Origin of the sequence: Mycobacterium helveticum, assembly GCF_007714205.1 — a bacterium.
Taxonomy (GTDB): domain Bacteria; phylum Actinomycetota; class Actinomycetes; order Mycobacteriales; family Mycobacteriaceae; genus Mycobacterium; species Mycobacterium helveticum.
In genome coordinates, this window is record NZ_VMQU01000009.1 from 1 (window position 1) to 25,478 (window position 25,478).

Genomic DNA, 25,478 nt, shown 5'->3' on the forward strand with positions numbered 1-25,478 from the left:
GGGGAACAGCAGCGCGCTGCCCGGGGTGGTGACATAGGTGTGCCCGGAGGGGGAGGTCAGGATCAGCGTCCCGTCGGGCAGTTGTTTTTCGGTCCAGCCCAGGAACGTTTTGATCAAGTGGTGAGTTTTGCAGTAGCACTTGAGGTTTGCCGCGTGGGTGGGTCCGCCGCGGGCATACGGGATGGTGTGGTCGAGTTCGCAGTCGAAGGCGGGGCGGTCACAGCCGGGCCAGCGGCACGTCACATCCCGGCAGCGCACGAAGTCGGCCAGCCCCACCGAGGGGGTGTAGCCGGGTTCGGGCGGAGCATCGCCGGGATGGATCAGCGGTCGCACCGTGGCGGTGCCGGCCAGCTCGGCCACCAGCTCGGGACCGATCAGCCCGTCGGCACACACCAGCGATCCCGGGCTGTCCCCGCCACCCAGGGTGGCCTGCTCGGCGATCACGTGGATCACCACCGGCGAGGCCGTGCGCCGCTGCCCGGCCTCGGGGCAGTCCGGGCGCCCGCAGCGACACCCCAACCGCTCGGCACCGGCGGCCAGCGCCCCCAGGGCATCGGCGCGGCGCTGGTCGCTGGTGCGCGGATCCTTCCCGCACACGGTGCCCGCCAGCGCGGCCAGCCGCGAATCCAGGGCGCGCGCATCCGGGGTCAAGACGGTGCCGCGCAGCTCGGCCAGCCCACCGCCGCGCTCATCGAGCCACACCCCACGCTCGGCGTGCTGCTCGCGGCGCCGGCGCACCGCGTCGGCGTCAACGCGGGCCACGATCTTGTCGACGGCCCCGGCCAGCCGGGACCGGGTCAGCGAGGGCCAGCGCGCCACGGCCAGCGCCAACTCGGCGTCCACGGCGGCCAGCACGTCGGGATCGGTGATCAGATCGGTGCGATACACGATCGTGGCGAACAACCGGAAATCCATATCCCCGGCCTCAAAGACCGCCCCCACCTTGGGCAGGCGCTCGCGCATCGCCCGCGCGTAGTGCACCCGGCTACCGGCCAGCCCCTGGCTGATCCGCAACGCCGCCCCCACCTCGGCGGCCACCGCCGCCATCGTGTCGATCGCCCAGTCCTCGTCCTCCGAACAGCGCGAGAGCCGATAGGCGAACAACTCCCCGATAGCCACCAACTGCGCGGCCGCGGCCCGGTTCTCCACCCGGGTGGCCGCACAAATCCGCTCCACCAACCCCGCCGACTCCACCGTCTTGGAGGGATGACGCCGCTCGAACCACTCCTCGAGCTCCGCGATCGACTCCGCGGAAGGCCGCATCCCCGAAACCTCATCGAACATACGTGCGATAGTAGTGGAAGGCTCTGACAGGACGGGTTCGCCGTCGCGGCGTCAGCGCCCCAGCCCGGAAAGCACCTCGTCGACAACCGAATCCACCGCCACCGGCACCTGCTCGCCGGTCGCGAGGTCCTTCACCCCGATCGTGCCCGCCTCGAGGTCGCGGTCCCCGGCCACGAGCGCGAAACGCGCACCGGAACGGTCGGCGGCGCGCATCGCGCCCTTGAGGCCCCGGTCGCCGTAGGCCAGGTCGACGCGCACGCCGGCGGCGCGCAGCCGCGCCGCCAGCACCGCCAGCCGCAACTTGGCGGCCTCGCTCAGCGGCACGCCGAACACGTCGCAGCGCGTCGTCTCCCCCGCGCTCTTGCCCTCGGCCCGCAGCGCCAGCAGGGTCCGGTCGACACCCAGCCCGAACCCGATGCCGGACAGGTCCTGTCCGCCGAGCCGGTGCATCAGGCCGTCGTAGCGGCCACCGCCGCCGATGCCCGACTGCGCGCCCAGCCCGTCGTGCACGAACTCGAACGTCGTCTTGGTGTAGTAGTCCAGCCCGCGCACCATGCGCGGGTTGATGACGTAGGGCACCCCGAGGGCGTCCAGGTGGGCCAGCACGGTGTCGAAGTGCGCCTTGGCGACGTCGGACAGATGGTCGAGCAGCACCGGCGCGCCGGCCGTCATCGCCCGCACGTCGGGCCGCTTGTCGTCGAGCACCCGCAGTGGGTTGATCTCGGCGCGCCGGCGGGTGTCCTCGTCGAGGTCGAGCCCGAACAGGAAGTCCTGCAACAGTTCCCGGTACTGCGGGCGGCAGGTCTCGTCACCCAGGGAGGTGATCTCCAGCCGGAAGCCGTCCAGGCCCAGGGAGCGGAACCCGGCGTCGGCGACGGCGATCACCTCGGCGTCCAGCGCCGGGTCGTCGACCCCGATCGCCTCCACCCCGACCTGTTGCAGCTGCCGGTAGCGCCCGGCCTGCGGGCGCTCGTAGCGGAAGAACGGTCCGGCGTAACACAGCTTCACCGGCAGCGCGCCGCGGTCCAGTCCGTGTTCGATCACCGCGCGCACCACCCCGGCGGTGCCCTCGGGACGCAGCGTCACCGAGCGGTCGCCGCGGTCGGCGAACGTGTACATCTCCTTGGACACCACGTCCGTGGACTCCCCGACCCCGCGCGCGAACAGGGCGGTGTCCTCGAAGACGGGCAGCTCGATGTCGCCGTAACCGGCCCGCCGGGCGGCGCCGAGCAGCCCGCAGCGCACCGCCACGAACTGCGCCGAGTCCGGCGGGACGTAGTCCGGCACCCCCTTGGGGGCCGAAAACGCCGAGAATTCCGTCACGGGCTCAGGCCCTCGATGAAGGGGTTGTGCCGGCGTTCGGCGCCGATGGTGGTGGCGTTGCCGTGCCCGGGCAGCACCACGGTGTTGTCGTCGAGCACCAGCAGTTTGCCGACGATGGAGGTCAGCAGGTCACGGCCGCTGCCGCCGTGCAGGTCGGTGCGGCCCACGGAGCGCTCGAACAGCGTGTCGCCGGTGAACACCACGTCGGCATCGGCGGCGCCCGCCCGAAGAACCCGGAAGACGACCGAGCCGCGGGTGTGCCCGGGGGTGTGATCGACGTTGACGCTGACACCGCCCAGGTCGAGCTTGTCGCCGTCGCGGTCCAGTTCGACCACCTGCCTGGGCTCGCGGAAGAACGCCCCCGCGACCACCTGGGCCAGCCGCGGTCCCAGGCCGTAGATCGGGTCCTTGAGCATGAACCGGTCCTCGGGATGGATGTAGGTGGGGCAGCCGAAGGTGTCGGAGACCTTCTGCGCCGACCACATGTGGTCGATGTGCCCGTGGGTGAGCAGCACCGCGGACGGGGTCAGCCGATGCTTGTCGAGGATGCGCCGCAGCGGGCCCATCGCACGCTGCCCCGGATCCACGATGACGGCGTCGCTTCCGGGCCGCTCGGCCAGGACGTAGCAGTTGCACTGCAACATCCCGGCGGGAAATCCGGTGATCAACACGTTCCCCAGTTTCCCATGGGGCCGCGTGACACCCGTCGCGGCGCCCACATTAGCCTGAGCTTTCCACTCGCCGCACCTCACCAACCACGGAGGCAGACCGGTCGTGCCGACCCACGAACAGCGACGTGCCACAGCCAAACGCAAATTGGAGCGGCAGCTCGAGCGCCGCGCGAAGCAGGCCCGAATGCGCCGGATCCTCGTGATCGCCGCCGGCGCGGTCGTGGCGGTGGCCGTGATCGCCGTGGTCGCGATCGCGGCCATAAACAACCGCCACGAGCACGCGGGCACCACCGCGGCGCCCGCCACGACCACCAGCAGCTCGCCGCAGACGACGACGGCCGCGTCCCCGCAGCCCGGGGCGGTTCCGCCGCTGCCCCCGTTCAAGCCGTCGGCCAGCCTGGGCGCCGACTGCCAGTACCCGGCGACGAAGGCGGCGCCCGCCAAGGATGTCACGCCGCCGCGCACCGGCAAGGTGCCCACCGACACCGCCCAGGTGAGCGCCAGCATGATGACCAACCGGGGTCCGGTCGGCCTGCTGCTGGCCAACAACGAATCACCCTGCACCGTCAACAGCTTCGCCAGCCTGGCCGGCCAGAAGTACTTCGACAAAACCCAGTGCCACCGGCTGACCACGTCCCCGACGCTGGGCGTCCTGCAGTGCGGCGATCCCCAGGGCGACGGCACGGGCGGTCCGGGCTATCAATTCGCCAACGAATACCCGACCGACCAGTACCCGCCGAATGACCCCAAGCTCGACGAGCCGGTGCTATATCCGCGCGGCACGCTGGCGATGGCCAACGCCGGTCCGGGCACCAACGGCAGCCAGTTCTTCCTGGTCTATAAGGACTCCCAGCTACGGCCTCAGTTCACCGTGTTCGGCACGATCCAGGCCGACGGGCTGGCCACGTTGGACAAGATCGCCGCGGCCGGCGTCAAAGGCGGCGGCGAGGAAGGGCCGCCGGTCACCGAAGTGACCATCACGTCGCTGCTGCTCGACTGACCCTCGACTAGACCGGGCCGCCAGCCCTCTCAGGCCGCGGACGTCACCCGGTACACGTCGTACACACCCTCGACGTTGCGCACCACGTTGAGCAGGTGCCCGAGATGCTTGGGGTCGCCCATCTCGAAGGTGAACCGGCTGATCGCCACCCGATCGCCCGAGGTGGTGACCGACGCCGACAGGATGTTGACCTTCTCGTCGGCCAGCACGCGGGTGATGTCCGAGAGCAACCGGTGCCGGTCGAGCGCCTCGACCTGAATGGCCACCAGGAACACCGACGACGCCGACGGCGCCCACAGCACCTCGATGATGCGCTCGGACTGCTGCTGCAGCGAGGCGGCGTTGGTGCAGTCGGTGCGGTGCACGCTGACCCCGCCGCCGCGGGTGACGAAGCCCATGATCGCGTCGCCCGGCACCGGGGTGCAGCACTTGGCCAGCTTGGTCAGCACGCCCGGGGCGCCGGGGACCGAGACGCCGACGTCGTCGTTGCTGCGCGGGTGGCGCAGCATGGTCGCCGGCGTGGACCGTTCGGCGAGGTCCTCTTCGGCCTGGTCGATGCCGCCGAGTTCGGCCAGCAGCCGCTGCATCGCGTGCTTGGCCGATACGTGTCCCTCGCCGATCGCGGTGTAGAGCGCGGACACGTCGGCGTAGTGCAACTCGCGGGCGACCGCCGCCATGGAGCCGCCGTTGACCAGGCGCTGCAACGGAAGCCCGCCGCGGCGCACCTCGCGGGCGATGGCCTCCTTGCCGGCCTCCAAAGCTTCCTCGCGGCGCTCCTTGGCGAACCACTGCCGGATCTTCGCCTTGGCCCGCGGCGACACCACGAACTGCTGCCAGTCGCGCGATGGCCCGGCATTGGGTGCCTTGGAGGTGAAAACCTCGACGACTTCGCCGTTGTCGAGCTTGCGCTCCAGCGCCACCAAGCGCCCGTTGACCCGGGCGCCGATGCAGCGGTGACCGACCTCGGTGTGCACGGCGTAGGCGAAGTCCACCGGCGTCGACCCGGTCGGCAGCGTGATGACGTCGCCCTTGGGGGTGAAGACGAAGAGCTCCTGCACCGCGAGGTCGTAGCGCAGGGACTCCAGGAACTCACCCGGGTCCGCGGCCTCGCGCTGCCAGTCGAGCAGCTGACGCATCCAGGCCATGTCGTCGATCTCGGCGACGGCATGCGGATGCGGAATGCCGTTGCGGCCCTTGGCTTCCTTGTAACGCCAGTGCGCGGCGATGCCGTATTCGGCGGTGCGGTGCATGTCGCGGGTGCGGATCTGGATTTCGAGCGGCTTGCCCTCCGGCCCGACGACGGTGGTGTGCAACGACTGGTACACACCGTATCTGGGCTGGGCGATGTAGTCCTTGAAGCGCCCGGCCATCGGCTGCCACAGCGAGTGGACCACGCCGACGGCGGCATAGCAGTCCCGGACCTCGTCGCACAGGATGCGGATGCCGACCAGGTCATGGATGTCGTCGAAGTCGCGCCCCTTGACGATCATCTTCTGGTAGATCGACCAGTAGTGCTTGGGCCGGCCCTCCACCGTCGCCTTGATCTTCGAGGCGTTGAGCGTGTTGGCGATCTCGGCGCGCACCTTGGCCAGGTAGGTGTCGCGCGACGGCGCGCGGCCGGCGACGAGCCGGACGATCTCGTCGTACTTCTTGGGATGCAGGATCGCGAACGCCAGATCTTCCAGCTCCCACTTGACGCTGGCCATACCGAGCCGATGGGCAAGGGGCGCAATCACTTCCAGCGTCTCGCGGGCCTTGCGCGCCTGCTTTTCCGGCGGCAGGAAACGCATCGTGCGCATGTTGTGCAGCCGGTCGGCGACCTTGATCACCAGTACCCGGGGATCGCGGGCCATCGCGGTGATCATCTTGCGGATGGTCTCGCCCTCGGCGGCGCTGCCCAGCACCACGCGGTCGAGCTTGGTCACGCCGTCGACGAGATGGCCGACCTCGTCACCGAACTCCTCGGAGAGCGCCTCGATGGTGTACCCGGTGTCCTCGACGGTGTCGTGCAACAGCGCGGCCACCAAGGTGGTGGTGTCCATGCCCAGCTCGGCCAGGATGTTGGCGACGGCCAGCGGGTGGGTGATGTAGGGGTCCCCGGAATGGCGGAACTGCGTGGCGTGGCGCTGGTCGGCGACCTCGAAGGCCCGCTGCAGCAGCTGCGTGTTCGCCTTGGGATAGACCTCCCGGTGCACCGCCACCAGCGGCTCCAGCACGGGATTGAGGGTGCTGCGCTGGGCGGTCATCCGGCGGGCCAGCCTGGCCCGGACCCGGCGCGAGGCGCGGCTGCCGGTCTTCGGGACCTCGGCGGGCGCCTCCGGCGTCGGCGCGGCCGGGACCTCGGCCGGCGCGGCCAACGGGTCGTCGGCCTGCGGCGCGACGGCTTGCGCCGTGCTGTGGTCGTCCGCCACGGTGGTCACCTCCGATTCCGAGGATATCGCCAAGGTGGTTCCGCTATGCCTGGCTCAGGCTGTGCACCGGCAGCGGCGCCACCGCGGCGCGACCCCCCAGCGCGGGGAGTTCCACCACCACCCCGGCCCCGGTCGCGCGGGCCCCGGCGCGTTCCATCAACCGGGCCGCCGCGGCGAGCGTGCCGCCGGTGGCCAGCACGTCGTCGATGAGGAAGACGCTGCGGCCGCGCAGGTCGAGACCATCGGCGGGAATCTCGATGCAGGCATCGCCGTACTCCCTGGTGTAGCTCTCACTGAGCACCGGGGGCGGCAGCTTGCCGCTCTTGCGGATCGCCAGCACACCGGTCCCCAGCCGGGTGGCCACGGCCGCCCCGACCAAAAACCCCCGGGAGTCGATGCCGGCCACCAGGTCCGCGCCCGACGCGGTACCTGCCAGCGCCTTCGTCACCGCCACCAGCGCGTCCCGGTCGGCGAACAGCGGGGTGAGGTCCTTAAACTGCACGCCGGGCTTGGGGAAATCGGCCACTTTGCGGGTCAGCGCCGCGATCAGGTCGGCCAGGTCGGCCGGGGAAGCCAGGGACGCGGTCGCACCGGCACGTGTCACGGAAAGAACCTCATTGCATCAGGGCCCATCGGTCCATGTTCCAGCCCGCGCCCCAGCGGGTCGGATTCTTGGTCACCGCATACATCTTCTTCGACATCAGCAGGGTGCGTTGCTGTCGGTAGAGGGGCAACGTCGGCATGACCCCCCACAGTACCGGCGCCGCCTCCGCGACCAGCCTGACCCGCTCGGCGGGGTCGGCCGACACGGCGAGCCCGCCGATGATGCCGTCGACCTGAGCGTTCGCGAACCCGGACAGGTTGTTGCCGTTACCGCTGTGCAGGTCGTAGGCGTCCATCGCCGACGACCCGGTCGACCCGCTGCCGCTGGCGCCGCCGGTGGCGGCCAGCAACACGTCGATCTTGCCGTCCCGCAACGCCCGCGGACCCGAGGAGTCCAGGGTCACGTTGGCGACGGTGACACCGGCCGCGGCGCACGATTTGGTGATCGTCCCGACGGTGACCGCCAGCCGCGCGTTGGGCCCGTGGTAGCCGATCCGCACGGTGAGCGGCGCACCGCCCAGCGCGTCGCGGGCAGCGGCGGGATCGGCCCTGCTGAAGCGCTCGGCGTCGGCGCCGGCCTCCCCCCCGGCGACCGCGTCGTCGGTGGCCGGCTCCAGCCGCGAGTCGGCGATCGGCACCCCCGCGTCGCGGGCGATCGTGTCGCGTGGCGTGCACAGCGCGAACGCGCGGCGGTTCGCGGGCTGCGCCAGCGGCCCCCGCGGCGCGAAGATCAGTTGCTCGATGCCGTCCGACGGCGAGTCGTCGCGCCGGTAGTCGTCCGGGGTGACCAGCGCCCCGGCCGAACCGGCCGCCACATCGACCACGTCGACGCTGCGGTTGTTGACCCGGTCCTGGATGTCGGCGCCCTGCGGCCGCACCATCACCCGTTTGGTGATCGCCCGGGGGCCCCACCACCGGTCGTTGGCGACGAGCACCACCGCTCCGCCGTCCAGGACCGATTCGATCTTGTACGGCCCCGACGACGGGAAGCGCCGGAGATCGAGCCCGGGCTTGAGGTCCCAGGTGGTGTTCCAGAGCCGGGCGATCTGTTTCACCGTCGGCTCGTCGTTGTTCAGCAGGGCCGCGGTCACGTCGGTGTGCAGCTGTTCGGCGAGGACGTGCGAGGGCATCAGCGAGGTGGCGGTGAACAGCTGCGTGTAGTCGACGACGGCGCGGTCCGGGGCGAAGGACACGCGGGCCTTCTTCTGGCCCGGCTTGCACTCGACGTTGGCGACGTCGACGTAGCCGCCCCGGGTGGCCGCGTCGAAGCCGGGAAACCGCCCGGACTGGGCCGCCCAGGCCAGGACGACGTCGTCGCAGGTCACCGGCATGCCGTCGGAGTAGACGGCCTTGTCGGCGATCTGGTAGTCGAGCACCAGCGGCGTGCCGTCCACGACCGAGACGGTGCCGAAGTCGTGGTCGGCCACGACCTGCCCGTCCGGCCCGTGGTAGCCGAAGCCGGTGAGGGTGCGGGCGAAGGCCTGGGCGCCGGCCGACGCGGCCCCGACGACGGTGTTGGCGTTGTAGGTGACCAGCGTGCCGTCGACGACGTAGTCGACCTGCGACGCGGCGCTGCCGGAGCACCCGGTCAGGGTCGTCGCCCCCGCCAGCACCGCGGTCAGAGCAACGATCGCCCATCCGCGCCGGCCGGCCATGCTGACTACCGCCGGCCGGCGTTTCGCTTGCCGCTCGGACGCCGGGTGCCGGCGGGCCGCACGGGCCGGGCGCCCGGGGCGGGCTTGTTCGGGGCCGGCTTGCCGGACGCTTCGGCGTCGGTGCCGGTTTCGGTGCCGGCTCCCGTGGCGGTTTCCGTGCGGTCCTGCGCGGGTTCGGTGTCGCCGGCGGAATCCGCCGGCTCCGCCGTCTCGGCCTCGTCCCCGTCGGAGGAGGCCGCCCCGCGGCGACGCATCACCCGGCGGGTATGGGTGCGCACCAGCTCGGTGCGCTCGCGCAGGGTGACCAGCAACGGCGTCGCGAAGAAGATCGAGGAGTAGGTGCCGATCACGATGCCGATCAGCTGCACCAGCGCCAGGTCCTTCAGGGTGCCGACACCCAGCAGCCACACGGCGACCACCATCAGCGACAGCACCGGCAGCACACCGATCAGGCTGGTGTTGATCGAGCGCATGAAGGTCTGGTTGATCGCCAGGTTGGCCTGCTCGGCGAAGGTGCGCCGGGTGGTGTGCTGGAAGCCGTGGGTGTTCTCCTCGACCTTGTCGAACACGATGACGGTGTCGTAGAGGGAGAACCCGAGGATCGTCAGCAGGCCGATGACCGTGGCGGGGGTGACCTCGAAGCCGACCAGGGAGTACACGCCCGCGGTGACGGTCAGGTCGAAGAACATGGCCGCGATCGCCGACAGCGTCATGTAGCGCTCGTAGCGCACGGTGATGTAGAGCGAGACCAGGGCCAGGAACACCACCAGCGCGATCAGCGCCTTGTTGGTGATCTGGCCGCCCCAGGTCTCCGACACCGCGGAGTCGCTGATGGCCTGCTTGCTGGGCTTGCCGTCGGCGCCCTTCGGTCCGAAGGCGTCGAACAGCGCGTTGCGCAGCCGGCTGGTCTGGTCGTTGGACAGCGTCTCCGAGCGGATCTGCACCGTCGCGCCGGCGCCGCTGCCGACGGTCACCACCGATTCGGGGTCCTTGCCGATGGTCTTGTTGAAGACCTCGGCGACCTGGGCGGTCTGCGCATCACCGCGCGGCATCGACACGGTCGTGCCGCCGTTGAAGTCGATGCCGAAGGTGAACCCGCGCACCAGGATGCTGACGATCGCCACCGCGACGATCGCGCCGCTGATGCCGAACCACAGCCGGCGCCTGCCCACCACCTCGAACGCCCCGGTACCGGTGTAGAGCCGCGTGACGAAGCTGCGGCGGGCCGGCCCGGTGGTGTCGCCGGTCGGTGCGGCGGCACTGGTGGACGCCTCGGTCGTTTCGGTCTTGTCCCGGGAAGCCATCGCGTTACGCCCGTCCCGTCTTCACCTGCGTGGCGGCCCGGCGTTCGCGGGCGACCTGTTGCACCGCGCCCAGGCCGTTGTAGGCCGGCTTGGCCAGCGTCGGGGACTTGGAGGCCAGGTACACCAGCGGCCAGGTCACCAGGAACACCACCACCAGGTCGAGGATTGTGGTCAGCCCCAACGTGAACGCAAACCCCTTCACCTGGCCGATCGCCAGGAAGTAGAGCACCGCGGCGGCCAGGAACGTGACGGCGTTGCCCGACACGATGGTCTTGCGGGCCCGCACCCAGCCTCGCGGCACCGCCGACCGGAACGAGCGGCCCTCGCGGATCTCGTCCTTGATGCGCTCGAAGAACACCACGAACGAGTCGGCGGTGGTGCCGATACCGATGATCAGACCCGCGATGCCGGCCAGGTCCAGCGTGTAGTTGATGTATCGGCCGAGCAGCACCAGGATCGCGAAAACCATTGCACCCGAGGCGATCAGCGACAACGCCGTCAGCAACCCCAGCACCCGGTAGTAGAGCAGCGAATACAGCAGCACCAGGACCAGGCCGATGGCACCCGCGATCAGGCCCGCCCGCAGGGAGGTCAGCCCCAGCGACGCCGACACGGTCTGGGCCTCCGACGACTCGAAGGACAGGGGCAGCGACCCGTACTTGAGCACGTTGGCCAGCTGGCGTGCCGTCGCGGCGGTGAACGGGGGGTCGCCGCCGGTGATCTGGGTGCGGCCGCCGGGGATCGCCTCCTGGATCATCGGGGCGCTGACCACCTGCGAGTCCAGCGTGAACGCCGTCTGGGTGCCGATGTGGGATGCGGTGAAGTCGGCCCAGACGCTGGCCGCGGCGGGCTTGAACTGCAGGTCGACGACGTAGCCGATGCCGTGCTGGTTCATCCCCGAGGTGGCGTTGGAGATCTGGTCGCCGCTGATGATCGACGGCGCCAGCAGGTACGCCGTCTTGTGGTCGGCGGAGCAGGTCACCAGGGGCAGATTGGGGTCGTCGTTGCCGGCGAGGATGTCGTCCTTGTCGCAGCGGGTGGCCTCGAACTGCAGGGCGAGGAACTGGATGCCCTGCTGGGTGCTCTGCCGCCACTTCTTCTCCTCGGCGATGCGCTCGGCGAGGTCCTTGCGCGGATCGGCCGGCGCGGGCCGCTCCGCGGGCGCGGGCTCCACCGCGGTGCCACCGGGCGCCGGTGCCGGAGCGGGCGGAGCCGGGTTCGGTGCCGGCGCCGGGTCCTGCGGGTAGGGCCGGGGCTGGGCGCCCGGACGACCGCCCGGCGCGGGCTGGGCCGGCGGCGGGTTCGCCCCCGGCGGCGCGGGAGCCGGCTGCCCCGGCGTACCGGCGGGAGCGTTGTCGCCCGGGGGCTTGGGCTCACCCTGCTGCGGGGGCTTGGGTTCGACGCTCTGCGCCGGCATCGCATTGAGCACCGGCCGGATGTAGAGCCGTGCGGTCTGCCCCAGGTTGCGGGCCTCGTTGCCGTCCTTCCCGGGGACCGTGATGACCAGGTTGTCGCCGTCGACGACGACCTCCGAGCCGGACACGCCCAGCCCGTTGACCCGCGCGCTGATGATCTGCTGTGCCTGTGCCAACGCCTCCCGGCTGGGGGCGGAGCCGTCGGGGGTCCGCGCGGTCAGGGTGACGCGCGTCCCGCCCTGCAGGTCGATGCCGAGCTTGGGGGCGGTCCGCTTGTTGCCGGTCAGGAACACCAGCAGGTACAGGCCCACGAGCAGGATCAAGAAAACCGACAGGTAGCGGGCGGGGTGCACCGGCGCCGAAGACGATGCCACGTTCCTTATCTCTCCTTGAGAATCGGTTTCTTACCCAGGACTTTCTTAACCAGGACTTCCGTGCCCAGGACTTCCGTGCCCAGGACAAAGACTACGTGTCACCCTTCCGTGCGCCGCGCAAGCGGTCCCGGTCGCCGCAAACCGTCAGAAATCCCTGCGCAGCCGGCTTTCCCCGGAGGGGTCGGCGGCATCCCCGGGTTCGCCGGGGGCCTGCGGCCCGCCGGAAGCCTCGTGCCGGTCGCGCTCGTCGACATCGTCGTCGGGCAGGATCCGGTCGCGGACCGCCAGTTTCATCCATCGGGTCACCACGCCGGGCGCGATCTCGAGGTCGACGGTGTCGTCGGCGATCGCGACGATGGTGGCCTCCATCCCGGAGGTGGTGTGCACCCGGTCGCCGGGCCGCAGCGACTCCTGCAGGTCGATGGTCGACTGCATCGCCCGCTTCTGCCGACGCGACGCAAAGTACATGAACCCGCCCATGATGAGCAGGAACGGCAGGAACAGGACCAAACTCTGCATCGCGGCGTCCATCTTTCGTCTCGGTGTGTCGACCCGGAGTCCAGTCTGCCCTCTGCCTGTGACAAGCCTCGCCTGGCCCCCGTCCGGCGCCGGCGCAGGCACGTTTCGGCGGCCCCGCCGCGCCCCGCGCGACCAGATAGGGTGGATTTCGTGGCGTGACGGGCACGCCGCGGTGAGGAGGAGATTGTGGCCAGCCTCGAGCAGACTCGCCGCCTGGTCACCGAAATCCCCGGTCCCAACTCGCTGGAACTGACCAAACGCCGTACCGCCGCGGTCTCGGCGGCTGTGGGCGTCACCATGCCGGTGTTCGCCGCGCGCGCCGGCGGCGGCATCGTCGAGGACGTCGACGGCAACCGGCTCATCGACCTGGGTTCGGGCATCGCGGTCACCACGATCGGCAACTCCTCGCCGCGCGTCGTGGAGGCGGTACGTACGCAGGTGGCCGAGTTCACGCACACCTGCTTCATGGTGACGCCGTACGAGCAGTACGTCGCCGTCGCCGAGGAGCTCAACCGGATCACCCCGGGGTCCGGCGAGAAGCGTTCGGTGCTGTTCAACTCCGGCGCCGAGGCGGTCGAGAACGCCGTCAAGGTCGCGCGGTCCTACACCCGCAAGCCCGCCGTGGTGGCCTTCGACCACGCCTACCACGGCCGCACCAATCTGGCGATGGCGCTCACCGCGAAGTCCATGCCCTACAAGAGCGGCTTCGGGCCGTTCGCGCCGGAGGTCTACCGCGCACCGCTGTCCTATCCCTACCGCGACGGCCTGTCGGACAAGGAGATGGCCACCAACGGCGAACTGGCCGCCGAGCGGGCGATCGGCGTGATGGACAAGCAGGTCGGCGCCGGCAACCTGGCCGCCGTGATCATCGAGCCGATCCAGGGTGAGGGCGGGTTCATCGTCCCGGCCCAGGGGTTCCTGCCCGCGCTGCTGGACTGGTGCCGCAACAACGACGTGGTGTTCATCGCCGACGAGGTGCAGACGGGCTTCGCCCGCACCGGCGCCATGTTCGCATGCGAGCACGAGGGGATCGAGCCCGACCTGATCTGCACCGCAAAGGGCATCGCCGACGGCCTGCCGCTGTCGGCCGTCACCGGCCGCGCCGAGATCATGGACGCACCGCACGTCAGCGGTTTGGGCGGCACCTTCGGCGGAAACCCGGTGACGTGTGCGGCGGCGTTGGCCACCATCGAGACCATCGAGCAGGACAACCTCGTCGAGCGGGCCCGGCAGCTGGAACGCCTGATGATCGACCGGCTGACCCGGCTCCAGGCCGACGACGACCGGATCGGCGACGTCCGCGGCCGGGGCGCCATGGTCGCCGTCGAGCTGGTGAAGTCGGGGACGGCGGACCCCGACGCCGAGCTGACCCACCAGCTGGCGACCGCGGCCCACGCGGCCGGGGTCATCGTGTTGACCTGTGGCATGTACGGGAACGTGATCCGGCTGCTGCCCCCGCTGACCATCAGCGACGAGTTGCTGAACGAGGGACTCGACGTCCTCGGCGGAATCCTGGCCGACCGTTAAACCCGGGGGCGCCGCACATCGTGGTCGTGGGCAGGGCTGTCGTGGCGGCCTGTCGTGAAGCTCACGCCCGAAATTCGCTCCTGGAGGAATTCCATTACTTTAGCTAACGTTCTAACTATCAGCGCGAGGTTGCGCAAATTAGTCACTTAGGTCATAAAACGCAAAAGGAACTGTCTATGTCGAACCCGACTCACGAAGAATGGCTCGCTCGCCGCGTCGAGCACCTGACCGCAACCGACCCGCAGTTCGCCGCCGCGCGACCGGACCCGGCCGTCGCCGCGGCCCTCGACCAGCCCGGGCTGCGGTTGCCGCAGGTGATCCGGACCGTGCTGGAGCGCTACGCCGACCGGCCGGCCCTGGGGCAGCGCGCCGTGGAGTTCGTCACAGACCCCAGGACCGGGCGCACGGTGCTCGAGCTGCTCCCCCGCTTCGAGACCTTCACCTACGGTGAGCTGGGCGAGCGGGCCGACGCGCTGGCGCGCGCCCTGGCCGACGACTCGGTGCATCCCGGCGACCGGGTGGCCGTCCTGGGCTTCAACAGCGTCGACTTCACCACCATCGACGTGGCGCTGGGCCTGATCGGCGCGGTGTCGGTGCCGCTGCAGACCGGCGCGGCGATCACCCAGCTGCAGCCGATCGCGACCGAGACCACGCCCACCGCGATCGCGGCCAGCGTGAACCAGCTGCCCGTGGCCGTCGAGCTGATCCTCAGCCGCCACGAGAACGGGGCCGCGCCCGCCAAGCTCGTCGTGTTCGACTACCACCCCCAGGTCGACGACGAGCGCGAGGCCGTGGAGACCGCCCGCGGTCGACTGCTGGGCACCGCGGTGAAGGTTGAGACGCTGGCCGAGGCCCTCGAACGCGGCACCGCGCTGCCCGACGGCCCCGGCGCCGCGCCGGCCGAAGAAGACCCGCTGGCCCTGCTGATCTACACCTCCGGCAGCACCGGCGCCCCCAAGGGGGCGATGTATCCGCAGAGCAACGTGGCCAAGATGTGGTGCCGGGCGCGCAGGAACTGGTTCGGCCCGAGCGCCGCGTCGATCACGCTGAACTTCATGCCGATGAGCCACGTCATGGGCCGCGGCATCCTCTACGGCACGCTGGGCAACGGCGGCACCGCCTACTTCGCCGCGCGCAGTGACCTCTCGACGCTGCTGGAAGACCTCGCCCTGGTGCGGCCCACCGAGTTGAACTTCGTGCCGCGCATCTGGGAAACGCTGTTCGGCGAATTCCAGCGCCGAGTCCAGCGGGGGCTCGCCGAGGCGGGCGGATCCGCCGACCGCGCCGCGATCGAGGCCGAGGTCCTGGCCGAACAGCGCCAGTACCTGCTGGGCGGGCGGTTCATCTTCGCGATGACGGGCTCGGCGCCGACCTCCCCCGAGCTGCGGACCTGGGTGGAGTCGCTGCTCGAGATGCACCTGATGGACGGATACGGCTCCACCGAGGCCGGGATGGTGCTGTTCGACGGCGAGGTGCAGCGCCCGCCCGTCATCGACTACAAGCTGATCGACGTTCCCGAGCTGGGCTACTTCGCCACCGACCGGCCCCACCCGCGGGGCGAGCTGCTGCTCAAGACCCTGAACATGTTCCCCGGCTACTACAAGCGCCCCGAGATCACCGCCGGTGTGTTCGGCGACGACGGGTACTACCGGACCGGAGACGTCTTCGCCGAGACCGGTCCCGACCATCTGGTGTACGTCGACCGCCGCAACAACGTGCTCAAGCTGGCGCAGGGCGAGTTCGTCACCCTGGCCAAGCTGGAGGCCGTCTTCGGCAACAGCCCGCTGATCCGGCAGATCTACGTCTACGGCAACAGCGCCCAGCCCTACCTGCTGGCGGTGGTGGTGCCGACCGAAGACGCCCTGGCCGGCGTCGACGACCCGGCGGCGCTCAAGCCGCGGATCGCCGACTCGCTGCAGAAGGTCGCCAGGGAGACCGGCCTGCAGTCCTACGAGGTGCCGCGCGACCTCATCATCGAGACCACGCCGTTCACCATGGAGAACGGCCTGCTCACCGGAATCCGCAAGCTGGCCTGGCCCAAGCTCAAGGCGCACTACGGCGAGCGGCTGGAGCGGCTGTACGCCGAGCTGACCGAGGGGCAGGCCAACCAGCTCGTCGAGCTGCGCCGCAGCGGCGCCGACGCACCCGTGCTGCAGACGGTGAGCCGGGCCGCCGCCGCCCTGCTGGGTGTGGCTCTCCCCGTTGAGCAAACCGAGCTGCCCCGTGACATCCACTTCACCGAGCTGGGCGGGGACTCGTTGTCGGCGTTGACGTTCGGCAACCTGCTGCACGAGATCTTCGACATCGACGTGCCGGTGGGCGTCATCGTCAGCCCGGCCAACGACCTGGCTGCCATCGCCGACTACATCGAGGCCGAGCGGCAGGGCAGCAAGCGGCCCACGTTCGCCACCGTGCACGGGCGCGGCGCCACGACGGTGCGGGCGAGCGACCTCACGCTGGACAAGTTCCTCGACGGGGCGACGCTGGCCGCCGCACCGAGCCTGCCCAAGCCCGCCGCCGAGGTGCGCACGGTGCTGCTGACCGGCACCACCGGCTTCCTGGGCCGCTACCTGGCGCTGGACTGGCTGGAACGGATGGACCTCGTCGACGGCACGGTGATCGCCCTGGTGCGCGCCAAGTCCGACGACGACGCGCGGGCCCGCCTCGACAAGACCTTCGGCGTCGACTCTCCCGAAGGTGACCCCGAACTGCTCGCCCACTACCAGAAGCTGGCCGCCGACCATCTCGAGGTGATCGCCGGCGACAAGGGCGAGGCCAACCTCGGCCTGGACCCCCAGACGTGGCAGCGGCTGGCCGACACGGTCGATCTGATCGTCGACCCGGCCGCGCTGGTCAACCACGTGCTGCCCTACAGCGAGCTGTTCGGCCCCAACGCGCTGGGCACCGCCGAGCTGATCCGCCTCGCGCTGACCAGCAAGCTCAAGCCCTACACCTACGTGTCGACGATCGGCGTGGGCGACCAGATCGAGCCGGGCAAGTTCATCGAGGACGCCGACATCCGGCAGGTCAGCGCGACACGCCAGGTCAACGACACCTACGCCAACGGCTACGGCAACAGCAAGTGGGCCGGCGAGGTGCTGCTGCGCGAGGCCCACGACCTGTGCGGCCTGCCGGTCGCGGTGTTCCGCTGCGACATGATCCTGGCCGACACCACCTATGCCGGGCAGCTCAACCTGCCGGACATGTTCACCCGGCTGATGCTGAGCCTGTTGGCCACCGGGATCGCGCCCGGGTCGTTCTACGAGCTGGACGCCGACGGCAACCGGCAGCGCGCGCACTACGACGGCCTGCCCGTCGAGTTCATCGCCGCGGCGATCTCCACGCTGGGCGCGCAGGCGCTGCAGAACGGGGACGCATTCCAGACGTACCACGTGATGAACCCCTACGACGACGGGATCGGGCTCGACGAGTACGTCGACTGGCTGGTCGACGCCGGGTACGGGATCCACCGCGTCGCCGACTACGCGGAGTGGTTGCAGCGCTTCGAGACCGCGCTGCGGGCCCTGCCGGAGAAGCAGCGCCAGTACTCGCTGCTGCCGTTGCTGCACAACTACGGCAAGCCCGAAAAGCCGCTGCGCGGGTCGCTGGCGCCGACCGATCGCTTCCGCGCCGCGGTGCAGGACGCGAAGATCGGGCCGGACAAGGACATTCCGCACGTCACGGCGCCGGTCATCGTCAAGTACGCCACCGACCTGCAGTTGCTCGGCCTGTTATAGGACTGCTGCAGGACTGCTGTAGGACGCCGAAAAGCGATTGCCCAGCCCCCTCGAGGCTGGGCAATCGCTTTTTCGATCGGCTCCTGGTCGGCAGCGCCGGGCTACGCTGCGCCCGCCCGCCGGCGGCGCCAGCCCCGGGCACGTTTGCGGTCCCCTTCGGGACGCGCGTTGGTCGTCGCGCCCGGTGACACCTCCGGCACGGGTTGCGGGGCCGGGGCCGCCACGGGCGGCACGTCGCGGGCCGGCCGCACCGTCGTGAGCGCCAGGACCACCGCACCCAGGAAGACGATCAGCGCGCCGAGCCCGGAGAAATAGGAGATCTCGAGCACGGCCCGCTTGCGGTCGGTGGCCGCGACCGGATCCCCGGCGGAGCCGATCCGCAGGATCGGGGCCACCTCCTCGCCGATGATGAACCAGGCGCCGGCCAGCACCGCCAGCCAGCCGCCCAGCATCGCGCTGAGGCGGTTGCCGGAGAAGGCCACCAGCAGGCCGCCCACCACGGTGGTGGCGCCCGGCAGCACTTCCAGCCAGCCCCGGGCCGAGGTCCACGTCCACACCTGGTCGGGCGTGTAGGCGAAATCGAAGTGGGGACCGACGAACGGGATCAACGCGCCCCACGCCCCCAGGACGACCAGCAACAATCCGCTGACCGCGCCGCGCGAGCGCGGCATGCGCAGCCCGCCGGAGTGGTCGAACTCCGCGTTCTTCATGACATCACCTCGATGGACAAGGCTGGACCGGTGCCTACGGGTACCCGAAGCGCGTCCGGATGTAACCGGCGTCTCAGTCGAACAGGCCCGGCCGGCCGAGCCCGGCGGCCCCCACCGGCGGCGTCATGCCCAGGTGGGTCCAGGCCAGCGCGGTGGCCACCCGGCCCCGCGGGGTGCGCGCGACCATGCCGGCGCGCACCAGAAACGGCTCGCACACCTCCTCGACGGTGGCGGCCTCCTCCCCGACGGCCACCGCCAGCGTCGACACCCCGACCGGGCCCCCGCCGAAGTTGCGGGTCAGCGCCGACAGCACCGCCCGGTCCAGCCGGTCCAGGCCCAACTCGTCGACGTCGTAGACCGCCAGCGCGGATTTGGCGACGTCGCGGGTGATGACGCCGTCGGCGCGCACCTCGGCGAAGTCACGGACGCGGCGCAGCAGCCGGTTGGCGATCCGCGGCGTGCCACGCGAGCGCCGGGCGATCTCCGCGCCGGCCTCGGCGCCCAACCCGATGCCCAGGATCCCCGCCGAGCGGGTCAGCACCCGCTCCAGCTCGGCCGGCTCGTAGAAATCCATGTGCGCGGTGAACCCGAAGCGGTCGCGCAGCGGGCCGGTCAGCGCGCCGGACCGGGTGGTCGCGCCGACCAGCGTGAACGGCGCCACGTCCAGCGGGATCGACGTCGCACCCGGGCCTTTGCCGACGACGACGTCGACCCGGAAGTCCTCCATCGCCAGGTAGAGCATCTCCTCGGCGGGCCGGGCGATGCGGTGGATCTCGTCGATGAACAGCACGTCGTGCTCGACCAGGTTGGACAGCATCGCCGCCAGATCACCCGCGCGCTCGAGCGCAGGCCCGGACGTCACCCGCAGCGACGACCCCAGCTCGGCGGCGATGATCATGGCCAGCGACGTCTTGCCCAGGCCGGGTGGGCCGGACAACAGGATGTGATCGGGTGTGCCGCCGCGGTTCTTGGCGCCCTCGATGACCAGCTGCAGCTGTTCGCGCACCCGCGACTGGCCGATGAACTCCCGCAGCGAGCGGGGCCGCAGGCTGACGTCGACGTCGCCCTCGCCGACGGTCAGCGACGGCGACAGCTCGCGGTCCGTATCGCCCTCGGGCCCCTCGCCGGAGTCGTGTTCGGTCACCGCGACTTCCCCAGCAGCGAGAGGGCGGCCCGCAGGGCGCCCGACGTCGTCGCGTCCGCGTCGCCGGCCAGCACCTTGTCGGTGGCCTCCTCGGCCTGCCTGGCGGCGAAGCCGAGGCCCACCAGGGCCTCCACCACGGGACCGCGCACGGTGTGCCCGGTGGGGGTGGCGCCGGCCGTCGTGCCCGCCGCGCCCCGACCGACCTTGTCGCGCAGTTCGAGCACCATCCGTTCGGCCCCGCGTTTGCCGATGCCCGGCACCCGGGTCAGCGCGGCGACGTCGCCGTCGTGCAGCGCCTGGCGCAACGCGGGCGCGTCGTACACCGCGAGGGTGGCCAGCGCGATCTTGGGCCCGACGCCGGCGACCCCCAGCAGCGTCAGGAACAGGTCGCGGGCGTCGGCGTCGGCGAACCCGTACAGCGTCATCGAGTCCTCGCGCACGATCATCGCGGTGACCAGCCGGGCCTCGCCGCCGCGGCGCAGCGTCGCCAGCGTGGCGGGGGTGGCCATCAGCGTGTATCCCACCCCGGCGGCCTCGATGACGGCGTGGTCCAGCGCCACCTCGAGCACCTCTCCCCGCACCGAGGCGATCATCGCGCGGCCTTGATCTTCGCGGCGAACTTCCTGCGCTGCTCGGCGGCCTTCTTCTCGGCCTCGGCCATCCGGGCGATCATCGGCGCCCTCCAACAGTGGCAGATAGCCAGGGCCAGGGCGTCGGCGGCGTCCGCGGGTGTCGGTTTGGCCTGCAGCGCGAGGATTCTGGTGACCATCGCGGTGACCTGCGCCTTGTTGGCTGCTCCGTTGCCGGTGACCGCGGCCTTGACCTCGCTGGGCGTGTGGAAGTGGACGTCGACCCCGCGTCTGGCGGCCGCCAGTGCGACGACGCCGCCGGCCTGCGCGGTGCCCATGACCGTCGTCACATTCAATTGGGAGAACACCCGCTCGATGGCCATCACGTCCGGGTGGTGGGTGTCCAGCCAGTGCTCGACGGCGTCGCTGAGGGCCAGCAGTCGCTTGGCCACCGGCGTATCCGACGACGTGCGCACGACGTCCACGTCCCGCGCGGTCACCTGCCTGCCACCCGTGCTCTCGACAAGCGATAGCCCACACCGCGTAAGACCCGGATCGACTCCCATCACCAGCACCAGCACCGCCCCTTCACCGAACGCTTGTTCGATAGGCTATCCGGAGTGCCCGACGTCGGCGCGCAGGACACGCCCGGGCCGTCATCAATAGAGTTCATGCCACGCGGACAACCATTGACGCGGCGAGTCGGCTGGTGATTCCGAAGCGGATTCGCGACCACCTGGGCTTGCGCGGCAACGACCAAGCGGAGGTCACCGAGCGCGATGGCCGCATCGACATCGAACCGGCGCCGACCACCGTCGAGCTGGTTCGGGAAGGCGTCCTGGTCGCGCGTCCCGAACGTCCGCTGCCTCCCTTGACCGACGAGATCGTTCGGGAAACCCTCGATCGTCTGCGGCGGTGATCGCACCGCACACCAGTGTTCTCGCCGCCGGGTTCGCGACGTGGCACGAGGGACACGCATCGGCGGTGCGCACCCTTAACCGGGGCGTTCATCTCATCGCGCATACGGCCTTGGAGACCTATTCCGTCCTGGCGCGGCTGCCACCGCCGCATCGGGTTGAAGCTGTCATCGTCAGCGCCTACCCGGCGGGAATCACATCCGGCGATTACCTGACGCTCGACTCGGAATCACGTCGTGGCTTGATCGACCACCTGGCCGCCCGAGGTGTCACCGGTGGCGCGACCTACGCTGCGCTCATCGGATGGACGGCGAAACTCGCTGGGGCAACGGTTCTGACCCGTGACGTGTTGCGGGCAGCGTTCGAGTTGGTGGCCTGACGGCTCTACTCGACCGAGTTCCACGCGCTGGTCGCGCGCGCCCCGGCGCCGCCGACCCACGAACACTCACGGCCGGCTCGCGTGGACGACCCACACGGCTCCCCGGCCCTGGGGATGCCGCTCGATGCGCACCCCGTCCAAACCGGCCTCCTGGCACTGCGCCGCGAACGACTCGGCCTGTTGTTCAGTCCAGCCGTGGCTCGCCAAGCCCGTGGCCCCGGAGCGCACACAGCGCTCGACCGCCAGAAACCGCCCCGACGGCGCCAGCACACGGCGTACCTCGGCGAGACCGGCCGTGACGTCCTTCCAGTGGTGCACCGTCCGCAGCGACCACGCCACGCTCGCCCAGCCGTCGGGTAGGGGCAGCGCTTCCGCGGTGCCCTGCGACAAGGTGATTCTCGGCTGGTCCTTCGTCACCGCCGCGGCCAGGCGCAGCATCACCGGAGCGGGGTCGATACCGGTGACCGTGGCACCCCGCCGGGCCGCGGCCCGCACCGCGCCGCCCGGGCCGCAGCCGATGTCGGCCACGCGGTCGGCATCGGAGACCGCGGCCAGCTCAACGACAAGGCGTGCATAACCGCGGCCCAGGACGACCATGCCGACGATGGCCAGCAGCCCGGACACCCCGGAAAAACCCGCATGGTCGGCGTGATGATTGGTTTTCAGCGGATCGGTCAAAACTCGCCTCCCTCAGATTCGGCCGAACCGGCCTCACTCCCCTTCGAGAGCGGCCAGCACTTCGTCGGAGATGTCGACGTTGGTGTAGACGTTCTGCACGTCGTCACTGTCCTCGAGCGCGTCGACCAGTTTCATCACCTTGCGGGCGCCCTCGGCGTCCAGCGGCACGGTCACCGACGGCTGGAACCCCGCGTCGGCGGAGTCGTAGTCGATCCCGGCGTCCTGCAGCGCGGTCCGCACGGTGACCAGGTCGGTCGGCTCGGTGAGGATCTCGAAGCTGTCGCCGAGATCGGTGACGTCCTCGGCGCCCGCCTCGAGTACGGCCGCCAGCACGTCGTCCTCGGTCAGGCCGTTCTTCTCCAGGGTGATCACGCCCTTGCGGGCGAACAGGTAGGCCACCGACCCGGGATCGGCCATGGTGCCGCCGTTACGTGTCATCGCCACCCGCACCTCGCTGGCGGCACGGTTGCGGTTGTCGGTGAGGCACTCGATCAGCACCGCCACCCCGTTGGGGGCGTACCCCTCGTAGGTGATGTTCTGCCAGTCGGCGCCGCCGGCCTCCTCGCCGGCGCCGCGCTTGCGCGCCTTCTCGATGTTGTCGTTGGGCACCGAGCTTTTCTTGGCCTTCTGGATGGCGTCGTACAGCGTCGGGTTGCCCGCCGGGTCACCACCGCCGACCCGGGCCGCGACCTCGATGTTTTTGATCAGGCGGGCGAACATCTTGCCGCGGCGGGCGTCGACGACCGCCTTCTTGTGCTTGGTGGTGGCCCACTTGGAATGGCCGCTCATCGGTGTCCTCTACCTCTTCTGTCTTCTTCGAAGTTCGCCCAACGAGCATACGTGGAAGCCGAATGTGGGCCCCGGGTACGTGATCTCGACGGCATCAGCCGACGCCGTTGACGATGTCGACGAACAACTGGTGGATGCGGCGGTCGCCCGTCATCTCCGGGTGGAACGCCGTCGCCAGCACCGGGCCCTGGCGCACCGCGACCGGGTGCCCGGCCGCCCGCGCCAGCACCTGCACGCCGTCGCCGGTGCGTTCCACCCAGGGCGCGCGGATGAACACCGCGCGCACCGGGGTGTCGAGGCCCGCGAACTCGACATCGCCTTCGAACGAGTCGACCTGGCGCCCGAAGGCGTTGCGCCGCACCGTCATATCGATTCCTCGCAGGGGCAGCGCCGCGCGCCCGCCGGCGCCGGCGTCGAGGATCTCGCTGGCCAGCAGGATCATGCCCGCACACGCGCCGTAGGCCGGCAGTCCGCCCGCCAGCCGTGCCCGCAGCGGCTCGAGCAGGTCCAGCTCGAGCAGCAGATGGCTCATGGTGGTGGATTCCCCACCGGGGATGACGAGCCCGTCCACCGCCTCGAGCTCGCCGCGACGGCGCACCGGGACCGCGTCGGCGCCGGCTCCGCGCAGCGCGGCGAGATGCTCGCGGGTGTCGCCCTGCAGCGCCAGCACCCCGATCGTCGGGGCGGTCATCGCCGCGCGGGCTGGTATCCGCGGGGGAAGCGGGTCAGGCCCTCCTGCATCACCGCGGCCACCATCTCGCCCGAGGTGTTGAAGATCTTGCCCTGGCACAGCGAGCGCCCGCCGCACGCCGACGGGGAGGACTGGTCGTAGAGCAGCCACTCGTCGGCCCGGAAAACCCGCATGAACCACATCGCGTGATCGAGCGAGGCCACCTGCAGGTGTTCGCGCTCGTCGAGGTGGTTGACCTGGGCCGACCCCAGCAGCGTCAGGTCGCTCATGTAGGCCAGCGCGCAGATGTGCAGCACCGGGTCGTCGGGCAGCGGGTCGCGGTGGCGGAACCACACCTGCTGCTGGGAGGCCTTGCCGGGCCGGCGCTGCAGGCGGTCCTGCGGGACGATGCGGATGTCCCACTCATCGAATTGGCGGAAACCCGCGTCGTCGAAGACCTTCATCGAGCTCAGCCCCGGCAGGCCGTCCGGCGGCGGCGCCGACGGCATGGCGTCCTGATGGTTGATGCCCTCCTGGTCGGACTGGAACGACGCCGACATGGAGAAGATCGTCTCGCCGTGCTGGACGGCGTTGACCCGCCGGGTGCAGAACGAGCCGCCGTCGCGCAGCCGCTCGACGAGGAACACCGTGGGCGCCGTGGCGTCGCCGGGCCGGATGAAGTAGCCGTGCAGCGAGTGCACCAGATGGCCGGGCTCGACGGTGCGCACCGCCGACACCAGCGACTGTCCCGCCACGTGGCCGCCGAACGTGCGCTGGAAATACCCCGAGTCCGGGCTGAACACGCGCCCGCGGTAGATGTTGACCTCGAGCTGCTCGAGATCGAGGATCTGCTCGATCGACACGGAGTGTTCTTACCAGCCGCGCCGGGCCAGCCGCTCCGGTGCCGCGAGTTGCTCGGTGTTGATGCCGACCATCGGCTCGCCCAGGCCGCGCGACACCCTGGCCAGCACGTCGGGGTCGTCGTGGAACGCGGTGGCCTTGACGATCGCGGCGGCGCGCTGCGCCGGGTCGCCGGACTTGAAGATGCCCGAGCCGACGAACACGCCCTCGGCGCCGAGCTGCATCATCATCGCCGCGTCGGCGGGCGTGGCGATACCGCCCGCGGTGAACAGCGTGACCGGCAGCTTGCCCGCCCGCGCGACCTCGACGACCAGCTCGTAGGGCGCCTGCAATTCCTTTGCGGCGACGTACAACTCATCCTCGGACAACGACGTCAGCCGGCGGATCTCGCCGCTGATGGCCCGCATGTGGGTGGTGGCGTTGGAGACGTCCCCGGTGCCGGCCTCGCCCTTGGACCGGATCATCGCCGCGCCCTCGCCGATGCGCCGCAGCGCCTCGCCCAGGTTGGTCGCCCCGCACACGAACGGCACGGTGAACTTCCACTTGTCGATGTGGTGGGTGTAGTCGGCGGGGGTCAGCACCTCGGACTCGTCGACGTAGTCCACGCCGAGGCTCTGCAGGATCTGCGCCTCCACGAAGTGCCCGATGCGCGCCTTGGCCATCACCGGGATGGTGACCGCGTCCTTGATGCCCTCGATCATGTCGGGGTCGCTCATGCGCGACACCCCGCCCTGGGCGCGGATGTCGGCGGGCACCCGCTCCAGCGCCATCACCGCGACCGCGCCGGCGCCTTCGGCGATGCGGGCCTGCTCCGGGGTGACGACGTCCATGATGACGCCGCCCTTGAGCATCTCGGCCATGCCGCGTTTGACCCGGGCCGTGCCGGTCTGGCCGCGGCCGTTCGATGCGGCGGTATCCACTGCTACCTCTTCTTGATG

23 protein-coding genes are annotated in these 25,478 nt (G+C 70.5%); 5 read left to right on the forward strand and 18 right to left on the reverse strand.

Annotated features, from left to right (window positions below; all coding sequences use genetic code 11):
* From FPZ47_RS03520 to FPZ47_RS03530, 3 genes are all read right to left on the reverse strand, one after another.
* Nucleotides 1-1,284: HNH endonuclease signature motif containing protein (locus tag FPZ47_RS03520; RefSeq protein ID WP_145039330.1), on the reverse strand; the 1,284-nt coding region annotated here is incomplete at its 3' end.
* A 51-nt stretch (nucleotides 1,285-1,335) separates the two neighbouring features.
* Nucleotides 1,336-2,607, reverse strand: a complete 1,272-nt coding sequence (gene hisS, locus FPZ47_RS03525; protein WP_144946072.1) for a histidine--tRNA ligase — start codon at nucleotides 2,605-2,607, stop codon at nucleotides 1,336-1,338.
* Complete coding sequence (locus FPZ47_RS03530) at nucleotides 2,604-3,278, reverse strand: MBL fold metallo-hydrolase (protein ID WP_144946075.1); 675 nt, start codon at nucleotides 3,276-3,278, stop codon at nucleotides 2,604-2,606. The genes hisS and FPZ47_RS03530 overlap by 4 nt, the downstream gene beginning before the upstream one ends.
* A gap of 103 nt (nucleotides 3,279-3,381) precedes the next feature.
* Here FPZ47_RS03530 and FPZ47_RS03535 point away from each other — a divergent pair, with 103 nt between their 5' ends.
* A complete protein-coding gene (locus tag FPZ47_RS03535) occupies nucleotides 3,382-4,278 on the forward strand; it encodes a peptidylprolyl isomerase (RefSeq protein WP_144946078.1) in 897 nt (298 codons plus the stop codon).
* Nucleotides 4,279-4,307: 29 nt separating this feature from the next.
* Here the strand turns inward: FPZ47_RS03535 and FPZ47_RS03540 are convergent, their stop codons facing one another.
* From FPZ47_RS03540 to yajC, 6 genes are all read right to left on the reverse strand, one after another.
* Nucleotides 4,308-6,689 (reverse strand): RelA/SpoT family protein, encoded by a 2,382-nt coding sequence (locus FPZ47_RS03540; RefSeq protein WP_144946388.1) that lies wholly within the window; start codon nucleotides 6,687-6,689, stop codon nucleotides 4,308-4,310.
* Nucleotides 6,690-6,732: 43 nt separating this feature from the next.
* Nucleotides 6,733-7,266 (reverse strand): adenine phosphoribosyltransferase, encoded by a 534-nt coding sequence (locus tag FPZ47_RS03545; RefSeq protein ID WP_425461725.1) that lies wholly within the window; start codon nucleotides 7,264-7,266, stop codon nucleotides 6,733-6,735.
* A gap of 37 nt (nucleotides 7,267-7,303) precedes the next feature.
* Entirely contained in the window at nucleotides 7,304-8,947 is a 1,644-nt protein-coding gene (locus tag FPZ47_RS03550; RefSeq protein ID WP_144946081.1) for an ABC transporter substrate-binding protein, read from the reverse strand.
* Between the two features lie 5 nt (nucleotides 8,948-8,952).
* Nucleotides 8,953-10,251, reverse strand: a complete 1,299-nt coding sequence (gene secF, locus FPZ47_RS03555) for a protein translocase subunit SecF (RefSeq protein WP_144946084.1) — start codon at nucleotides 10,249-10,251, stop codon at nucleotides 8,953-8,955.
* A gap of 4 nt (nucleotides 10,252-10,255) precedes the next feature.
* Nucleotides 10,256-12,040 carry a protein translocase subunit SecD gene (gene secD, locus FPZ47_RS03560; RefSeq protein ID WP_144946087.1) on the reverse strand — a complete coding sequence of 595 codons (1,785 nt, stop codon included), beginning with the start codon at nucleotides 12,038-12,040 and terminating at the stop codon, nucleotides 10,256-10,258.
* 144 nt (nucleotides 12,041-12,184) lie between these two features.
* Nucleotides 12,185-12,559 carry a preprotein translocase subunit YajC gene (yajC, locus tag FPZ47_RS03565; RefSeq protein WP_144946090.1) on the reverse strand — a complete coding sequence of 125 codons (375 nt, stop codon included), beginning with the start codon at nucleotides 12,557-12,559 and terminating at the stop codon, nucleotides 12,185-12,187.
* A gap of 186 nt (nucleotides 12,560-12,745) precedes the next feature.
* Here yajC and gabT point away from each other — a divergent pair, with 186 nt between their 5' ends.
* Nucleotides 12,746-14,086, forward strand: coding sequence for a 4-aminobutyrate--2-oxoglutarate transaminase (gabT, locus tag FPZ47_RS03570; RefSeq protein WP_144946092.1), 1,341 nt, complete (start codon nucleotides 12,746-12,748; stop codon nucleotides 14,084-14,086).
* Nucleotides 14,087-14,262: 176 nt separating this feature from the next.
* The gene (gene car / locus FPZ47_RS03575) at nucleotides 14,263-17,823 is read left to right on the forward strand and encodes a carboxylic acid reductase (protein ID WP_144946095.1); all 3,561 of its coding nucleotides are present in this window, start codon (nucleotides 14,263-14,265) and stop codon (nucleotides 17,821-17,823) included.
* A gap of 101 nt (nucleotides 17,824-17,924) precedes the next feature.
* On the opposite strand, the gene FPZ47_RS03580 is transcribed toward car, so the two are convergent.
* The 4 genes from FPZ47_RS03580 to ruvC all read right to left on the reverse strand — a co-directional run bounded on the left by FPZ47_RS03580 (nucleotide 17,925) and on the right by ruvC (nucleotide 20,821).
* Entirely contained in the window at nucleotides 17,925-18,533 is a 609-nt protein-coding gene (locus FPZ47_RS03580) for a hypothetical protein (RefSeq protein WP_144946098.1), read from the reverse strand.
* A gap of 73 nt (nucleotides 18,534-18,606) precedes the next feature.
* Nucleotides 18,607-19,626 carry a Holliday junction branch migration DNA helicase RuvB gene (ruvB, locus tag FPZ47_RS03585; protein WP_425461726.1) on the reverse strand — a complete coding sequence of 340 codons (1,020 nt, stop codon included), beginning with the start codon at nucleotides 19,624-19,626 and terminating at the stop codon, nucleotides 18,607-18,609.
* 47 nt (nucleotides 19,627-19,673) lie between these two features.
* Complete coding sequence (gene ruvA, locus FPZ47_RS03590; RefSeq protein WP_144946103.1) at nucleotides 19,674-20,270, reverse strand: Holliday junction branch migration protein RuvA; 597 nt, start codon at nucleotides 20,268-20,270, stop codon at nucleotides 19,674-19,676.
* Nucleotides 20,267-20,821 (reverse strand): crossover junction endodeoxyribonuclease RuvC, encoded by a 555-nt coding sequence (gene ruvC, locus FPZ47_RS03595; protein ID WP_144946394.1) that lies wholly within the window; start codon nucleotides 20,819-20,821, stop codon nucleotides 20,267-20,269. Before ruvC ends, ruvA begins: the two co-directional genes overlap by 4 nt.
* An 83-nt stretch (nucleotides 20,822-20,904) precedes the next feature.
* Between ruvC and FPZ47_RS03600 the strand changes: the two genes are divergently transcribed.
* Together FPZ47_RS03600 and FPZ47_RS03605 are read left to right on the forward strand one after the other, a co-directional pair.
* A complete protein-coding gene (locus FPZ47_RS03600; RefSeq protein ID WP_144946106.1) occupies nucleotides 20,905-21,165 on the forward strand; it encodes an AbrB/MazE/SpoVT family DNA-binding domain-containing protein in 261 nt (86 codons plus the stop codon).
* Nucleotides 21,162-21,542: a type II toxin-antitoxin system VapC family toxin gene (locus FPZ47_RS03605; RefSeq protein ID WP_144946109.1), complete on the forward strand. Its 381-nt coding sequence runs from the start codon at nucleotides 21,162-21,164 to the stop codon at nucleotides 21,540-21,542. Before FPZ47_RS03600 ends, FPZ47_RS03605 begins: the two co-directional genes overlap by 4 nt.
* 66 nt (nucleotides 21,543-21,608) lie before the next feature.
* On the opposite strand, the gene FPZ47_RS03610 is transcribed toward FPZ47_RS03605, so the two are convergent.
* The 5 genes from FPZ47_RS03610 to pdxS form a co-directional block, all read right to left on the reverse strand.
* The gene (locus FPZ47_RS03610) at nucleotides 21,609-22,220 is read right to left on the reverse strand and encodes a class I SAM-dependent methyltransferase (protein WP_246133206.1); all 612 of its coding nucleotides are present in this window, start codon (nucleotides 22,218-22,220) and stop codon (nucleotides 21,609-21,611) included.
* A 33-nt stretch (nucleotides 22,221-22,253) separates the two neighbouring features.
* Entirely contained in the window at nucleotides 22,254-23,009 is a 756-nt protein-coding gene (locus FPZ47_RS03615; protein ID WP_144946112.1) for a YebC/PmpR family DNA-binding transcriptional regulator, read from the reverse strand.
* Nucleotides 23,010-23,103: 94 nt separating this feature from the next.
* Nucleotides 23,104-23,700, reverse strand: coding sequence for a pyridoxal 5'-phosphate synthase glutaminase subunit PdxT (pdxT, locus tag FPZ47_RS03620; protein WP_144946115.1), 597 nt, complete (start codon nucleotides 23,698-23,700; stop codon nucleotides 23,104-23,106).
* Nucleotides 23,697-24,542, reverse strand: a complete 846-nt coding sequence (gene tesB, locus FPZ47_RS03625; RefSeq protein WP_144946118.1) for an acyl-CoA thioesterase II — start codon at nucleotides 24,540-24,542, stop codon at nucleotides 23,697-23,699. Before tesB ends, pdxT begins: the two co-directional genes overlap by 4 nt.
* 9 nt (nucleotides 24,543-24,551) lie before the next feature.
* Entirely contained in the window at nucleotides 24,552-25,400 is an 849-nt protein-coding gene (pdxS, locus tag FPZ47_RS03630) for a pyridoxal 5'-phosphate synthase lyase subunit PdxS (RefSeq protein ID WP_246133216.1), read from the reverse strand.
* Nucleotides 25,401-25,478 lie beyond the last annotated feature (78 nt).

Bases quoted from the DNA above. Each gene is read 5' to 3' on its own strand.
- FPZ47_RS03550 (WP_144946081.1), bottom strand. From the start codon at position 8,947: ATGGCCGGCCGGCGCGGATGGGCGATCGTTGCTCTGACCGCGGTGCTG.
- car (WP_144946095.1), top strand. From the start codon at position 14,263: ATGTCGAACCCGACTCACGAAGAATGGCTCGCTCGCCGCGTCGAGCAC.
- secF (WP_144946084.1), bottom strand. From the start codon at position 10,251: ATGGCTTCCCGGGACAAGACCGAAACGACCGAGGCGTCCACCAGTGCC.
- FPZ47_RS03615 (WP_144946112.1), bottom strand. From the start codon at position 23,009: ATGAGCGGCCATTCCAAGTGGGCCACCACCAAGCACAAGAAGGCGGTC.
- ruvA (WP_144946103.1), bottom strand. From the start codon at position 20,270: ATGATCGCCTCGGTGCGGGGAGAGGTGCTCGAGGTGGCGCTGGACCAC.
- FPZ47_RS03580 (WP_144946098.1), bottom strand. From the start codon at position 18,533: ATGAAGAACGCGGAGTTCGACCACTCCGGCGGGCTGCGCATGCCGCGC.
- pdxS (WP_246133216.1), bottom strand. From the start codon at position 25,400: ATGGCCGAGATGCTCAAGGGCGGCGTCATCATGGACGTCGTCACCCCG.
- yajC (WP_144946090.1), bottom strand. From the start codon at position 12,559: ATGCAGAGTTTGGTCCTGTTCCTGCCGTTCCTGCTCATCATGGGCGGG.
- pdxT (WP_144946115.1), bottom strand. From the start codon at position 23,700: ATGACCGCCCCGACGATCGGGGTGCTGGCGCTGCAGGGCGACACCCGC.